This is a genomic window from Nocardiopsis sp. CC223A, from assembly GCF_030766825.1.
Lineage (GTDB): Bacteria > Actinomycetota > Actinomycetes > Streptosporangiales > Streptosporangiaceae > Nocardiopsis.
This window is the reverse complement of sequence record NZ_JASFDV010000004.1, coordinates 12,828-27,576: the sequence shown is the minus strand read 5'-3', so window position 1 is coordinate 27,576 and position 14,749 is coordinate 12,828. Positions and strand designations below refer to the sequence as shown.

The window sequence follows — 14,749 nt, the reverse complement described above, 5'->3', positions numbered from 1 at the left end:
GATCGGACGCATGTGCGGTCGTTATGCCCAGTCCAGGAACGTACAGCAGCTCCGGCTCGACTTCGGCCTCCCGGAGGAGTCCCTGCCCGGCGAGGACGTGGACACCCGCGCCTGGCCGCCGCTGGAGGAGCTGGAGCCGGACTACAACATCTCGCCCGGCCGCCCGGTGTACGCCGTGCTCGGCCCACCCCCGCAGGGCGGGGACACGGCCCCGCCCGGGCCGCGTTCCCTGCACACCCTGCGCTGGGGGCTCATCCCCTCCTGGGCCAAGGACCGCAACATCGGCTACCGGATGATCAACGCGCGCAGCGAGACCGTGGCCGACAAGCCCGCGTTCCGTACGGCGTTCCGGCGCCGCCGCTGCCTGCTGCCCGCCGACGCCTACTACGAGTGGCAGCTCATCGGCAGGGACGGCACCGTCCAGGCCAGCACCTCGCCCGCCACCGACCCCGAGCACAGGAAGCGCAAGGCCAAGGCGGACAAGAAGCCCTACTCCATCCACTACCCCGGTGGTGGGGAGCCGCTGGCGATGGCCGGGATCTTCGAGCGCTGGCGCGACCCCGAGGCCCCCGAGGAGGACCCGGCGGGCTGGGTGTGGAGCTGCGCCGTCATCACCACCGAGGCCGCCCCCGCGCTCGCGCACATCCACGAGCGGATGCCGGTCATCGTGCCCCGGCAGGACTGGGCGGCCTGGCTGGACCCGGGCACCGGGCCCGACGAGCTGACGCACATCATGGCCGACACCCCGGCGGACCGGCTCACCGTGGACGAGGTGTCCACCGACGTCAACACCATCAAGAACAACCGCCCCGACCTGCTCACGCCGCTGGCCGCCGGGGGCGGCGGTCCGGAGCCGGGCGCCCTTTTCTGACCGCGGAGCCCCCCGGTTCCGGGCCCGGCCCCCCTGGACGGGACCGGGGTGTCCCTGTGTACAGTGTCCGGGGCCGCCCGCGATCGCGGGCGTGCCCGGGTACGGCCGAGCCGTGCCCTACAACGTGATAACGCAACGCGGGAGCTCGCGCCATGGCGGGCTGAGAGGGCGGCTCAACGGTGTCGCCGACCGCAGAACCTGTTCGGGTAATTCCGACGTAGGGAGGCATGCCATGACGGCTTCGCAGAGCCGTGACACCGGTCCCACCACCGGGGAGCACCGGGTGACCACGGGTCCCATCATGGGATCATCCAAGGTCTACCGGGACATCGAGACCCCCGAGGGCTTCACCCTCCGGATCCCCGGGCGCCGGGTGGGACTCACCGACGGCGGCCATTTCGACCTGTACGACACCTCCGGCCCCTACACCGACGACACCGCGCACATCGACGTCCGCGCCGGGCTGCCCGCCCTGCGCGAGGAGTGGATCCGCTCCCGCACCCCCGTCGGCGGGGCCGACACCCAGCTCGCCCACGCCAAGGCCGGGACCATCACCCTCGAGATGAGGTTCGTCGCCGAACGCGAGGGCCTGGACCCCGAGTTCGTCCGCGCGGAGGTCGCGGTGGGCCGGGCGGTCATCCCCGCCAACCGCCGCCACCCCGAGTCCGAGCCGATGATCATCGGCAAGAACTTCCTGGTCAAGATCAACGCCAACATCGGCAACTCGGCGGTCACCTCCTCGGTGGAGGAGGAGGTCGAGAAGATGGTGTGGGCCACCCGCTGGGGCGCCGACACGATCATGGACCTGTCCACCGGCAAGCGCATCCACGAGACCCGCGAGCGCATCCTGCGCAACTCGCCCGTCCCGGTCGGCACCGTCCCCATCTACCAGGCGCTGGAGAAGGTCAACGGTGACCCCGCCGAGCTGTCCTGGGAGATCTACCGCGACACGGTGATCGAGCAGTGCGAGCAGGGCGTGGACTACATGACCGTGCACGCGGGCGTGCTGCTGCGGTACGTGCCGCTCACCGCCCGCCGGGTCACCGGCATCGTCTCGCGCGGCGGCTCCATCATGGCCGCCTGGTGCCTGGCCCACCACCGGGAGAGCTTCCTGTACACCCACTTCGAGGAGCTGTGCGAGATCCTCCGGGAGTACGACGTCACGTTCTCGCTCGGCGACGGGCTGCGGCCCGGCTCCATCGCCGACGCCAACGACGAGGCCCAGTTCGCGGAGCTGCGCACGCTGGGCGAGCTCACCCACATCGCCCGGGCCCACGACGTGCAGGTGATGATCGAGGGCCCCGGGCACGTGCCCATGCACAAGATCGCGGAGAACGTGCGCCTGGAGGAGGAGCTGTGCGGCGAGGCGCCGTTCTACACGCTCGGCCCCCTGGCCACCGACATCGCCCCGGGCTACGACCACATCACCTCGGCGATCGGCGCCGCCCAGATCGGGTGGCACGGCACCGCGATGCTCTGCTACGTCACCCCCAAGGAGCACCTGGGGCTGCCGGACCGGGACGACGTCAAGACCGGCGTCATCACCTACAAGCTCGCCGCCCATGCCGCCGACCTGGCCAAGGGGCACCCGCGGGCGCAGGAGTGGGACGACGAGCTGTCCAGGGCCCGGTTCGAGTTCCGGTGGAAGGACCAGTTCCACCTGTCGCTGGACCCGGAGACGGCGACGGCGTACCACGACCAGACGCTGCCCGCCGAACCCGCCAAGACCGCGCACTTCTGCTCCATGTGCGGGCCCAAGTTCTGCTCGATGAAGATCACGCAGGACGTGCGCCGCTACGCGGCGGAGAACGGGTTGGACACGGTCGAGGCGATCCAGCGCGGGATGGCCGCCAAGTCCGCCGAGTTCGAGGAGCAGGGCGGGCGGGTGTACCTGCCCCTCACCGAACGCTCCGGGTGATCCCGCGGTCCCGATGACCTGGACGTTCACCGGACGTCCATGAGTGAACCGGCAGTATCGATACTGCCGGTTCACTATTTCTGGCTTTGCTTGGTTCCGTTCGACCCCTCCCTCACCAAGGACGGACGGAATGCGCCGCACCCCACGCACCCTGACCCTGATCGCCGCCCTGTCCGCGCTCGCGCTGACCGGCTGCTCCGCCGCCGACCCGGCGGCGGACGACGACACCCTGGTCTTCGCCTTCCCCCCGGGCACCGACGACCCCGAGCAGCTCGCCCAGATCGAACCCCTCGCCGACCTCGTCGGCGAGGTCTCCGGACGCGAGGTCACCACCGAGAGCCCGGCCGACTACATGGGCGTCGTCGAGGCCCTGCGCCAGGGGCACGTCGACGTCGCCTTCCTCAGCCCGTTCGCCACCGCCATCGGCCAGGAGGCCGGGGGACTGGACGTCGGCCTGGTCTGGGAGGCGGGCGACGACCCCGCCTCGGTCCTGCTGGTCCGCGCCGACAGCGGCATCGAGTCCGTCGACGACGTCGCCGGGCACCAGGTCGCCTTCGTCGACGCCGGGTCCACCACCGGGCACTTCATGCCCAGGGCCCTGCTCGCCGAGGCGGGCCTGGAGGCGGACGAGGACTACGAGATGACCTTCTCCGGCGGCCACGACTCCGGCCTCCTCGCGCTCTCCCAGGGCGGGGTCGACGTCGCGGCCACCTCGTACATGCTCGTCGAGACCTTCACCGAGGCCGGGCTCATCGACCCCGAGGAGGTCGTCGTCCTCGCCGAGAGCGACCCCATCCCGGTCGGCGGCACCATCGTCTTCTCCGAGGACGTCGACCCCGGGGTCCGCGCCGCCATCGTCGAGGGCCTGCCCGGCGGGGTCGAGGGACTGGCGGGGATGGAGCAGATCTTCGGCGGCCAGGAGGTCATCGCCGACCCCGGCCCCGAGGTCTTCGCCCCGCTGCTCGCCGTCGCCGAATCGGTCGGCCTCAGCCTGGAGGACATCCGATGACCGCGCTGGACTCCGCGGTTCCGGCGGGCGGCCCGGACACCGCCCCCGGCCCCGCCCCGGTCGTCGACGTCTCCGGCCTCACGGTGGTCTACGACACCGCCCCGGTCCTGGACGGCGTCGACCTCACCCTGGTCCCCGGCGAGGTGGTCGCCCTGCTCGGCCACAGCGGATCGGGCAAGTCGACGCTCATGCGGGCCCTGACCGGCATGGCCCCCGTCACCGGCGGCCGGGTCCACGTGGCCGACCGGGACGTCACCGCCCTGCGCGGACGCGGACTGCGCGCGCTGCGCGCCGACGTGGGCCACATCTTCCAGCACTTCCACCTGGTACCGCGGCTGTCGGCCCTGGCCAACGTCCTCGCCGGCGGGCTGCACGCGGCCGGCCCGGCCTCGCACATCGGCCTGTTCTCCCGGGAGCAGCGCACCCGGGCGCTGTCCCTGCTCGACCGGGTCGACCTGCTGGCCCAGGCCCGGCAGCAGGCCCGCACCCTCTCCGGCGGCCAGCAGCAGCGCGTGGCCATCGCGCGCGCCCTGATGCAGGACCCCCGGCTCATCCTCGCCGACGAACCCGTCGCCTCCCTGGACCCCCGCCTGGCCGGGAACGTCCTCGGCCTGCTGTCCGACCTGGCCCGCGAACGCGGCGTCCCGGTCCTGGTCAGCCTGCACGTCGTCGCCCTGGCCAGGCGCTACGCCGATCGCGCCGTGGGCCTGAGAGAGGGCCGCGTGGTCGTCGACATCCCCGCCGCGGACGTGGACCGCGCGGCGGTACGCGGGATCTACGGGGCCGACACCGAGTTCGGCACCGACGAGGAGGAGAGGCCGTGACCGCCCCGACCACCCCGCCCCCCGCCCGGGACACCGGGCTGCCCGAGGAGGCGCGCCGCCTGGCCGCCCCCTGGCGGCCGCCGGGGGTGAAGGGGGCCCTGACCGCCGTCATCGTCGCCGCCGCCGTGTTCTGGTCCGCCTCCGGCGCGGGCTTCAGCGCCACCGCGCTCATCGAGGGGGCGCCCGCCATGGGCTCCTTCCTCTCCCGCATGTGGCCGCCCGACTTCGGCAAGGCCGCCACCATCGTCGAACTGCTCGTCGAGACCCTCCAGATGGCGGTCATCGGCACACTGCTCGGCGCCCTGCTCTCCCTGCTGCTGAGCTTCGCCGCCGCGGGCAACATCGCGCCCCGCCCGGTCTACCTCGCGGCCCGGTTCGTCCTCAACGCCCTGCGGTCCGTCCCCGAGCTCATCTTCGCGCTGATGTTCGTCTCCGCCGTCGGGCTGGGCCCCTTCGCGGGGATCCTCGCGCTCACCGTGGGATCGGTGGGCACCATCGCCAAGGTGTACGCCGAGGCCATCGAAGCGGTCGACCCCGGTCCGGTGGCCGCCCTGCGCTCGTCGGGGGCCGCCCCGGGCCAGGTCATCGCCTTCGGGATGCTGCCCCAGGCCGCTCCCCTGCTCACCTCCTACACGCTGCTGCTGTTCGAGGGCAACGTCCGCGGCGCCACCATCCTCGGCCTGGTCGGTGCCGGGGGCATCGGCCTGGAGCTGACCACGGCCCTGCGCCTGTACGACTTCGGACACCTGCTCGCGATCGTGATCGGCATCGTCCTGCTGGTCACCGTCATCGACCGGTTCAGCGCCGCCGTCCGGGCCCGGCTGACCGCCTGATCCCCGCACCCGATCGGAGAACGCCCGTGCACACCGCCACCGCCCCGGCCCCCGGGGCCCCCGTCAACTTCCGCGACCTGGGCGGGGTCCCCGTCCCCGGCGGACGACTCCGCCCCGGCCTGGTCTTCCGCAGCGACGACCTGGCCACCGCCCCCGCCGGCTTCGTCCGGGACGCCTGCGCCCGGCACGGCATCGGACACGTCCTCGACCTGCGCTCGGCCGCCGAGGCCGCACACACCGGGCGTGGCCCGTTCGCCGACCCGGCGGTCACCGGCCGCGCGGTCGCCTACCACCACGTCCCCCTGACCGTCGACACCGACCCGGACCCGCTCTCCCCGCCCGCCGACCCGCGGGAGGTCGGTGTCCTCTACGCGGACATGGCCGACCGGTCGGCGCCCGCCCTCGCCGTCCTGCTGACCCTCATCGCCGTGACCGACCGCCCGGCCGCCTTCCACTGCGCGGCGGGCAAGGACCGCACCGGGGTCCTCGCGGCCCTCGTCCTCACCGCGCTGGGGGCCGACCCCGGCCACATCGCGGACGACTACGCTCGTACCGAGGACGCGCTCCCCGCGCTCCACCGCCGCCTGTCCGCGTCCGCCGGCGCGTTCGCCGGGCTGTCCCCCGAGACCGCCCGACGGCTGGCGGAGAGCCCGATGGCCCGCGCCCCGCGCGAGAGCATGCTCGCCTTCCTGGAGACCGCGGCGGACCGCCACGGGGGAGACCCCCTGGGCGGGGTGCGCGCGGCCGGACTCGACGACTCCGTCGTCCACCGGCTGCGCACCCGCCTGGTCGGGGAGGAGTGAGGGGCGCCCCGCACGCGAACCGAGACCGGACCCCGCCCCGGCGGGGTCCGGCACCGCCACGAGAGGAACCCGGTGTCCGAACGGAACGAACGCCGCCCAGGCCGCCCGCGCGAGGAGTCGGCCGAGCGGGCCCTGCTGGAGGCGACGGTCGGCCTGCTCCTGGAGCACGACGACCCGGGGCGGGTGACCATCACCGCCATCACCGAGCGGGCGGGCGTGGCCCGGGCCACCCTGTACCGCCGCTGGGACTCCCGGGAGGAGCTGATCGCGGCGGCCCTGGACACCGTGCGCGAGGTGCCGCGCATCCCCGACACCGGCGACCTCGCCGCCGACCTGGAGGTCTGGTACGGACCCCAGACCGTGAGCGAGGACCCCGAGGCGCTCCGCCTGATCCGGGCCCGCGTGGTGCAGACCCTCAACAGCCCCGAACTGCGCCGGGTGTACTGGGACCGTTACGTCAGCGTCCGCCGCGAGCCCCTGCTGGCACGCCTGCGCGCCGAGGTCGCCCGGGGCGGCCTGCCCGGGGACACCGACGTGTCGGCCTTCGCCGAACTCCTGTCCGGTGTCGCCTACTACCAGTTCCTGGTGCGCCCCGACGACGGCCGCCACCTGGAGCGGATGCGCGCCGCCGTCCGCCTGCTCACGGGCCGGCCGGCCGAGGGCGACCCGGCCACGGCCGACGGAACCGGGTGTGGAAGGCTGCCGGGGTAGACGCCCCCGATCAGTGAGGTCCCATGGACATCCTTCTCCGAGACGCCACCATGACCACGGCGATCTTCGGGTTCTTCGCCGCCGCCTGGTTCGGGTGGGCCCAGGAGCGGCCCCCCGCGGGCCCGGCCAAGTGGTGGCTGGGCGCAGGCTCGTCGGTGGGCATGCTCCTGGCGGTCGCCGGGGGAGTGCTGTCCTGGCTGAACTGGGACTCGGGGTCGGTGCTGGGCGAGGGCTCGGGGATGACCCTGTACCTGATCATCCTCGGCATCGAGTTCGGCGCCGCCCTGGCAGGGGTGCTGGTGCTGCTGGCGATGGGCCGCCGCGAGTACTTCGCGCCGTGGATCTGCCTGGTGGTCGGCGTGCACTTCTTCCCGATGGCGCCGGTCCTGGACAACGTTCTGCTGTACCCGCTCGCGGTGTGGCTGACCCTGTGGCCGTTCCTCGCCGTGCGCTGGGCCGACCGCCGGGACCTCGCCCACAGCTTCACCACCGGCGTCGGCGCCGGCCCGGCGCTGCTGCTGACCGCCCTCCCGGCACTGGTCGCGGCCCTGGCCGGTCTCTGACCCGCCCCGCGCGCACGGGGCGGGCACACGGGCGCCAGGGCGCATTCGGCGGAGCGTTCCGGGCCCGCCCGTCGCCCGCCGCCGCCCTCAACGGGCGCCTTCGGCGCGGTACTTCCGCGGAGCCGCGAGGTCGCCTCTCGCTGCGCCGCCCGCGCTCGGACGGCGACCCCCCGGGCCGGCCTCGCCGGTCGTCTCGCCAGAGATCGTCTGACGGCCGCTCCCGGCACTCGGCGCAAGCGCCGAGCCGCACGAAGGCAGCGGAGCCGCGAGGCCGCCTCTCACCGCGCCGCCCGCGCTCGGACGGCGAACCCCCGGGCCGGCCTCGCCGGTCGTCTCGCCAGAGATCGTCTGACGGCCGCTCCCGGCACTCGGCGCAAGCGCCGAGCCGCACGAAGGCATCCGCCGAACACTCCCTAGCCGGGCTTGCGGGCCGCGGCGACGAGGTGGACGCCGACGTAGTCGTCGGACTCGGTGGCGCGCAGCTCCATCTCGACCAGCCGGTTCATCGAACGCGGGTCGCGGGCGAGCATCATCTCCACCGTGGACGCCGACAGCACCGTGCGGGGCTTGATCCACTCCAGTTCCAGGCCCGCCTCGGTGAGGGTGTCGGTGAGCTGCTCGGCGGTGAAGCAGCGGGTGATGGACCCGTCCGGCCAGGGCACCAGCAGGACGTCGGCGCTGGGCGCGTGGCTCAGCTCGGGCCAGCAGTCCTGTTCGGCGAGCAGGGCCATGCCCAGCACCACCGAGTCGACGCACAGCAGGATCCGGCCGCCGGGCCGCAGCACCCGGGCGATCTCGGCCACCGACTCCTCGGTGGCCAGCTGCCGGGACAGCACGCGGTTGTCGGCGATCACCCCGTCGAAGCTCTCGGCCGCCAGGAAGCGCAGGAACGCCGCGTCCCCCACGACCTGGCGCAGCCGCCCGTGCCGGGCCGGGCGGGGCACCGCGGCGCGCCTGTTGACCAGCCGCAGCGGTCGGTGCACCGCCGAGTCCATGGAGGGCAGCAGGGCGACCACGTCGTGCCCCGCGGCGACGGCGCGCGGGGTGCCCTGGTAGTCCGGGCTGGACAGGTCCAGCAACCGGGAGGGGGCCTCCGGGAGCCAGCGGGCGATCTGCGCCTCGGCGACGGCCCAGTAGAACCGCCAGTAGTCGGAGAGCCGGTCGGGGGTGGCGAACTGGGCCGCCGGTGACCGGGGGCGGTCGGAGGCCGGAGTCGAGGACGGTCGCACGTGCACTCCTCTCCCATCCTTCAAAAGGTCTTACCCGCACTCTGCCATGCCTCACCTCCTCTGACGCGTCCGATCGGTGAAGTTCCGCCGGGGAAGGGACCTTCGGCCCGCGCCCGGTCCGGAATCAGTGGGCGGTGACCGTTGTTGTGACCGAACACCGTGACCGGGGAGGGCCCCGGTTCCACCGCCATCAGGGATTTTCCGAGGAGGACCGCCAGACCATGCCGATCGCCGGTGCGTGCCTCGAACGCGAGGAGGCGTTGTCCACGCCACGTGGTGCCGATGCGCGGCCCCGGGCCGGGGAACCGTATCTTGGAGGTACGGATTTCCCAGCCGGGACCAGTGCGAGGAGGCCGACAGGCTTGGATCAGGGCCAGGAGACAGCCGAGGAGCGGGAAGAGCGCTTCGAGAGGGACGTGCTTCCCTTCCTCGATCAGCTCTACTCCGCGGCGCTGCGCATGACCCGCAACCCCGCCGACGCGGAGGATCTCGTCCAGGAGACCTTCGCCAAGGCGTTCGGTTCGTTCCACCAGTTCAAGGAGGGGACGAACCTCAAGGCGTGGCTGTACCGCATTCTCACCAACACCTTCATCAACTCCTACCGCAAGAAGCAGCGCGAGCCGAAGCAGGCCGGCACCGAGGACGTCGAGGACTGGCAGCTGGCGCAGGCCGCCTCGCACACGGCGGCGGGCCTGAAGTCCGCCGAGGCCGAGGCGTTGGAGCACCTCCCCGACAGTGACGTCAAGCGGGCGCTCCAGGAACTGCCGGAGGACTTCCGGATCGCGGTCTACCTCGCCGACGTCGAGGGCTTCGCCTACAAAGAGGTGGCCGAGATCATGGGGACGCCGATCGGGACGGTCATGTCCCGGCTGCACCGGGGGCGTCGCCAGCTCCGGTCCCTCTTGGAGGAGTACGCGGTCGACCGCGGGTTCCTTCCCGCGGTGCGCGCCACGGCCGGCGCGGCCGCCTCCGGATCGTCCGCGGGCGGGCGGGGTCAGGACGGGTCGGATCGAGGAGATCGGCGATGAGCGGCCAGGGTCGGCACGGGGACACCCCGTGCAGTGAGGTGCTCGACAAGCTCTACACGTACATCGACGGGGAGCTGGAAGAGAACAACTGCGAGCAGATCAGGCGGCACCTGGACGGGTGCGACCCCTGTCTGGAGGAGTACGGGCTGGACGAGGCGGTGAAGAAGCTCGTCGCCAAGCACTGCGGATGCGACCCTGTCCCGCTGGATCTGCGGGACAAGGTGCTGGGCCGGCTCGCGCAGGCCCGGGACGAGCAGGCGGCCCACGAGACGGCGGGGCCCGGAACGTTCACCTGAGCCGCGCACGGACGCGGTCCCCACCCGGACCCGGTTCTTTTTTCGGAGGACCGGAACGCCCCGAGGCGGAAGCTGGAATTCCAGCTTCCGCCTTTTTGTCGTATTCTAGGTATTTCTTGATTCTTGTCATGTGATGCGGCCTTGGTGTGCTTTTGCTCCATTTCTTGGGAATGGTTCCACGGGTTCCCCTATGGTGTGGGGGTTTTTGGTCACGGACTTTCCGGGTGACGCCTTCGTCCTCTCCTGCGACACGCCCGGCCCCGTTCGCTCGCCGCGGTCTGTGATCGACTCGGAATGATTTTTCCCGCAGGGGAGAAGGGCGCTCGTGTGCGGTCACTTTGTGTAGTCGGTGCTGATGGCCTTCTCAGAGGGTTGCCAGGCAAGGGGGCTCAGGTGTCGGTCTTCCGCGATCGCGGCGCCGAAGATGTCGATCACTGAGAGTAGTCGCCCGGAGTTGCTAATTGAATTAGTAATTCCATATCTCGGAACTTCGCATGCCCTTCGGGGTGCAAGGCGCCGATGGTTCGGGTTGTGGGGAATCCGGGTGCCTTCAGGGCCCGTTAAACTGGACGCCATATCCAACGAATGGGGTAATTTACGCGGCGTGCCCGGGGAAAAGGCGGCATGCCGTTCAGGGGAGAGGGGACGACGATGTTCATGGCTCTGCTTCACACCGCTGCCGCGGCGATCCTGGCCGCTTCCTCCTTCACCGGATGGTCCTGGTGGTAGAACAGAACCGGTGAAACCATGACAGTCCGGTCGTCGCTGGTGGGAGGTGAACGAGAGTGCGGGCTCTTCCCGGGGGCGCGCGTGTCTACGTCGGGATCATCGTTGTCAGTGCTGTCACCATCTTGCTCATCGGGCCCTATACGGGCATAGATCTACAGACGCTCATCGTCGTGGCGCTGCTGTTCGTGGTCGCCGAGTCGATCAGTACGAGCGTCGGGTCGGGCGGCAAGGCGGGGATGTCACCGAGTTCGGCGGTCTCACTGGCCGCGGTGGTCCTCGTCGGTCCGGTGGGGGCGGCGCTGGTCGGTTTCGCCTCATGCTTCGCGGTCCGCAGGCTGGCCCCGGTCAAACGGGCCTTCAACGGGGCGCAGTTCGCACTCGCGGCGTTCGCGGCCGGACACGTCTATCTGCTGTGCGGTGGCGTGGTCGGAGAACTCGGCCGGGAGGACTTCCCGGCCGTGGTCCTCCCCTACGTCGCCGCGGTCCTGGCCCACTCCGCCGTCAACTCGCTGCTGGTGGGGGTCCTGTTCTGGACGCTCGGCCAGGTCCGCCCGCGCGGGCGCGGCAGGTTCAACTGGCGGCCCCTGGTGGCGGTCGAGCTGTCCTCGATGGGCTACCAGATGCTCGGCCTGGCCATCGCGGCGGTCTGGGGCGGCGTGGGGATCGTCGCGCCGCTGCTGGTCCTGCTGCCGCTGTTCATCGCCCGCTGGGCGTTCGCGCAGCAGGTCGACGAGGCCCGGGCGCACGAGGCCACCCTGGCCACGCTCTGCCAGGCGGTGGAGACCAAGGACTACTACACGCGCGGCCACTGCATGCGCGTCGCCGAGGGCGCGGCCATGATCGCCCGCGAACTGGGCATGTCGGCCGAGCGGGTGCAGAAGATCCGTTACGCGGGGATGCTGCACGACATCGGCAAGCTCGGCGTGCCCACGAAGGTGTTGCAGAAGACCGGCAAACTCACCGACGAGGAGTACGCCGCCATCAAGCTGCACCCCACCCGCGGCTACGAGATCGTCCGGGAGATCGGCTTCCTGGACGAGGCGCTGGCCGGGATCCGGCACCACCACGAGCGCCTCGACGGCCGCGGCTACCCGATGGGGCTGGTGGGGATGGAGATCCCCGAGTCCGCCCGCATCATCAGCGTCGCCGACGTCTTCGACTGCCTCACCTCCACGCGCTCCTACCGCAAGGCGTGGTCGGTGGAGGACGCCATCGTCGAACTGCGCGCCTGCGCGGGCACCCAGTTCGACCCGCGCATGGTGGAGGCCCTGGTCCGCGCCGTGGAGCGCGAGGGCTGGGAGACGCCCGACATCGCCGAGCCGCCGGGCGGCTGCTACGGCTCGGCCGCGGCGGAGGCCGCCTCCCTGGAGGACGAGGCGGCCGCCGTGCCCGACCCGGGCACCGAGGTCTCCGAACCCGCGGCCGTGTCCGCCGAGGAGCGGGCGGTGCCGGCGCCCGCCGAGGGCGCCGCCCCGACGACGGCGCTGTCCACGGGGACCGCGACGGGCGGTCGGGACCGGTGATGACACAACGGCAGACGGAGGGGCCGCCCCCGCGGCGGCCGGTGGGTCCCGAGGGCGGCGCGCTCAGCCACCAGCGCCGGAGCGGGCCGGTCTGGCGGACGCCCCGCCCGGTGCGCGCCCTGCTGGTGGCGGTGGTGGGCGCGGCCTCGCTGGCCTCCCTGGTGTGGACCTCGGCCACCGGGTTCGTCGAACCCTATGTGGCCCTGTGCTTCTGCCTGGTCATCGCGGTCGGCGAACTGGTGCGGATCACCCTGCCCGGCCACCGGGAGGTCGCGCCGATCGCCTCGGCCGGGGCGGTCGGGTACGCCTTCCTGCTGAACCTGGGGGAGGGGCCCTCGGACCACTCGCCCTGGCAGGTGGTGGCGGTGGTCGCCTGCGGCGTGGCGGTGGGGGAGCTGCCGCACATCGCGGTGGGCCGCGCCCCCCGGGTGGAGGACGTCGCCCGCCGGGTGCTCTCCGCCGGGCTGCTGGCCATCGGCTTCCGCCCCATCGCCGAACAACTGGGGCTGTCGGGGCCGTCGGTGACGGCGAGCCTGCTCATGTTCACCCTGGTGCTGACCGTGTGGGCGGTGGACGCCCTGCTGGCCGCGGTGCTGCGCGCCGAGCGGCTGCGCACCCGGCTGCGGGTCGCGGCCGGCGACGAGATGCGCGCCCAGTTCGCCTCGGGCATGGCCATCGGCTCCAGCGGTGTGCTCATCGCGCTGTCCTGCACCGTCACCGGCCTGGCCGGGCTGCTGGTGTTCAGCGCCCCGCTGCTGGTGGCGCAGGTGGCCTTCCGCAGACACGCCGAGGTGCGCCGCACCTACCTGGAGACGGTGCGCGCGCTGTCGCGGGTCACCGAGGTCGGCGGATACGTGGAGAACGGGCACTCGCGCCGGGTCAGCCACCTGTCCCACCTGGTCGCCTGCGAGCTGGGCCTGGCCGAGGCCGACCTGTTGGAGCTGGAGTACGCGGCGCTGATGCACGACATCGGCCAGCTGTCGCTGCGCGAGCCCATCGCGGGCGGGGCGACCGTGTTGGCCTCGCCCCGCGAGCAGCGGCGCATCGCCGAGCTGGGCGCGGGGATCATCCGGGAGACCGGGGTGCTGGACTCGGTCGCCGAGACGGTCCGCCGCCAGTGCGAACCGGTCACCGGCGACGGTGACGAGGGCGTGCCGCCGCTGGGCAGCCGGATCATCAAGGTCGCCAACGCCTTCGACGACCTGGTGGGCGAGAACGGCGACGCCGAGCGCCGGGAGGCCGTGCTGGACCGGTTGCGCATGGATGCGGGCACCGAGTACGACCTACAGGTGGTGGAGGCCCTGGCCACGGTCCTGGGTCGCGGTCGGCCGTACGGTGCGTGACCCGCGCGGTGGACGCGGCACGGCCGCCCGCCGGCGGGCGTTGGTCGGTCGGGTGAGCGGAGGCCGTCGGGTGGTGGAGGCCCTGGCCACGGTCCTGGGTCGCGGTCGGCCGTACGGTGCGTGACCCGCGCGGTGGACGCGACACGGCCGCCCGCCGGCGGGCGTTGGTCGGTCGGGTGAGCGGAGGCCGTCGGGTGGTGGAGGCCCTGGCCACGGTCCTGGGTCGCGGTCGGCCGTACGGTGCGTGACCCGCGCGGTGGACGCGGCACGGCCGCCCGCCGGCGGGCGTCAGTCGGTCGGGGGACGCAGACGCGTGACGAACTTGTAGCGGTCGCCCCGGTACAGCGAGCGCACCCACTCCACCGGGTGCCCGTCCCGGTCGAAGCTGTGCTGGCAGTGCAGCACCAGCGGCAGGCCCACGTCCACACCGAGCAGCCGGGCCTCGTTGGGGGTCGCCAGGACGGTCTCGATGGACGCCTCCGCCTCGGCCAGCGAGACGTCGTAGGCACTCGCCAGCGCCTCGTACAGCGAGGCGTAGCGGTCCAACTGCCGACGCAGGCCGGGGAAGCGCCGGGCGGCCAGGTGGGCGGTCTCCACGGCCATCGGCTCACCGTTGGCCAGCCGCAGCCGCTCGATGCGCAGTACCCGCCCGCCGGAGCGGATCGCCAGCAGCTCGGCGAGCTGGTCGTCGGCGTTGATGTAGCTCACGTCGAGGATGCGGGTGGCCGGGTGCAGGCCGTGCGAGCGCATCTCCTGCGTGTAGCTGGTCAGCTGGAGCACCTGGGCGACCTTGGGCTTGGCCACGAACGTGCCCTTGCCCTGGATGCGCAGCAGCCGCCCCTCCACGACCATCTCGGTGAGCGCCTGGCGAACGGTGGTGCGCGAGGTTCCGAACTGGGTGGCCAGTGCCCGCTCGGGGGGCACCGGGTTGCCCGCCGGCATCGCCTCGATCAGTTCCAGGAGCTGCTTCTTCACCTGGTAGTACTTCGGTACCCGGGGGTTGCCGTCCAGCGTGCCCTGACCGGTCATCACTCTCCTCCACGTTCGGCCGCGCCCGAATTGGTGTGGA

Annotated in this window: 14 protein-coding genes and 1 riboswitch; of the genes, 12 read left to right on the top strand and 2 right to left on the bottom strand. The window is 72.4% G+C overall.

From position 1 onward, the window contains the following. Positions 1–10: 10 nt before the first annotated feature. The 8 genes from QJS33_RS02635 to QJS33_RS02600 all read left to right on the top strand — a co-directional run bounded on the left by QJS33_RS02635 (position 11) and on the right by QJS33_RS02600 (position 7,532). On the top strand, positions 11–871 hold the full coding sequence (locus QJS33_RS02635; protein ID WP_306366215.1) for an SOS response-associated peptidase: 861 nt from the start codon (positions 11–13) through the stop codon (positions 869–871). 127 nt (positions 872–998) lie between these two features. Next, positions 999–1,110, top strand: a riboswitch (TPP riboswitch). Continuing rightward, entirely contained in the window at positions 1,104–2,789 is a 1,686-nt protein-coding gene (thiC, locus tag QJS33_RS02630; protein ID WP_306366214.1) for a phosphomethylpyrimidine synthase ThiC, read from the top strand. Its footprint overlaps the riboswitch before it by 7 nt. 130 nt (positions 2,790–2,919) lie before the next feature. Further along, on the top strand, positions 2,920–3,798 hold the full coding sequence (locus QJS33_RS02625; protein ID WP_306366213.1) for a phosphate/phosphite/phosphonate ABC transporter substrate-binding protein: 879 nt from the start codon (positions 2,920–2,922) through the stop codon (positions 3,796–3,798). Next, the gene (locus QJS33_RS02620; protein WP_306366212.1) at positions 3,795–4,622 is read left to right on the top strand and encodes a phosphonate ABC transporter ATP-binding protein; all 828 of its coding nucleotides are present in this window, start codon (positions 3,795–3,797) and stop codon (positions 4,620–4,622) included. Before QJS33_RS02625 ends, QJS33_RS02620 begins: the two co-directional genes overlap by 4 nt. Continuing rightward, positions 4,619–5,455: a phosphonate ABC transporter, permease protein PhnE gene (phnE, locus tag QJS33_RS02615; protein WP_306366211.1), complete on the top strand. Its 837-nt coding sequence runs from the start codon at positions 4,619–4,621 to the stop codon at positions 5,453–5,455. The genes QJS33_RS02620 and phnE overlap by 4 nt, the downstream gene beginning before the upstream one ends. A gap of 26 nt (positions 5,456–5,481) precedes the next feature. Next, positions 5,482–6,258 carry a tyrosine-protein phosphatase gene (locus QJS33_RS02610; protein WP_306366210.1) on the top strand — a complete coding sequence of 259 codons (777 nt, stop codon included), beginning with the start codon at positions 5,482–5,484 and terminating at the stop codon, positions 6,256–6,258. Between the two features lie 72 nt (positions 6,259–6,330). Then, on the top strand, positions 6,331–6,969 hold the full coding sequence (locus tag QJS33_RS02605) for a TetR/AcrR family transcriptional regulator (protein WP_306366209.1): 639 nt from the start codon (positions 6,331–6,333) through the stop codon (positions 6,967–6,969). Positions 6,970–6,992: 23 nt separating this feature from the next. Continuing rightward, positions 6,993–7,532 (top strand): hypothetical protein, encoded by a 540-nt coding sequence (locus QJS33_RS02600; RefSeq protein ID WP_306366208.1) that lies wholly within the window; start codon positions 6,993–6,995, stop codon positions 7,530–7,532. A gap of 413 nt (positions 7,533–7,945) precedes the next feature. On the opposite strand, the gene QJS33_RS02595 is transcribed toward QJS33_RS02600, so the two are convergent. Next, complete coding sequence (locus QJS33_RS02595) at positions 7,946–8,767, bottom strand: class I SAM-dependent methyltransferase (RefSeq protein ID WP_306366207.1); 822 nt, start codon at positions 8,765–8,767, stop codon at positions 7,946–7,948. A 356-nt stretch (positions 8,768–9,123) separates the two neighbouring features. Here QJS33_RS02595 and QJS33_RS02590 point away from each other — a divergent pair, with 356 nt between their 5' ends. The 4 genes from QJS33_RS02590 to QJS33_RS02575 all read left to right on the top strand — a co-directional run bounded on the left by QJS33_RS02590 (position 9,124) and on the right by QJS33_RS02575 (position 13,680). Further along, complete coding sequence (locus tag QJS33_RS02590; RefSeq protein ID WP_220565116.1) at positions 9,124–9,789, top strand: sigma-70 family RNA polymerase sigma factor; 666 nt, start codon at positions 9,124–9,126, stop codon at positions 9,787–9,789. Further along, the gene (gene rsrA, locus QJS33_RS02585) at positions 9,786–10,085 is read left to right on the top strand and encodes a mycothiol system anti-sigma-R factor (RefSeq protein ID WP_306366206.1); all 300 of its coding nucleotides are present in this window, start codon (positions 9,786–9,788) and stop codon (positions 10,083–10,085) included. The genes QJS33_RS02590 and rsrA overlap by 4 nt, the downstream gene beginning before the upstream one ends. A gap of 851 nt (positions 10,086–10,936) precedes the next feature. Continuing rightward, the gene (locus QJS33_RS02580; protein ID WP_306366320.1) at positions 10,937–12,337 is read left to right on the top strand and encodes an HD-GYP domain-containing protein; all 1,401 of its coding nucleotides are present in this window, start codon (positions 10,937–10,939) and stop codon (positions 12,335–12,337) included. After that, positions 12,337–13,680 carry an HD-GYP domain-containing protein gene (locus QJS33_RS02575; RefSeq protein ID WP_306366205.1) on the top strand — a complete coding sequence of 448 codons (1,344 nt, stop codon included), beginning with the start codon at positions 12,337–12,339 and terminating at the stop codon, positions 13,678–13,680. Before QJS33_RS02580 ends, QJS33_RS02575 begins: the two co-directional genes overlap by 1 nt. Before the next feature lie 288 nt (positions 13,681–13,968). Here the strand turns inward: QJS33_RS02575 and QJS33_RS02570 are convergent, their stop codons facing one another. After that, complete coding sequence (locus QJS33_RS02570; protein ID WP_073378335.1) at positions 13,969–14,709, bottom strand: GntR family transcriptional regulator; 741 nt, start codon at positions 14,707–14,709, stop codon at positions 13,969–13,971. Positions 14,710–14,749 lie beyond the last annotated feature (40 nt).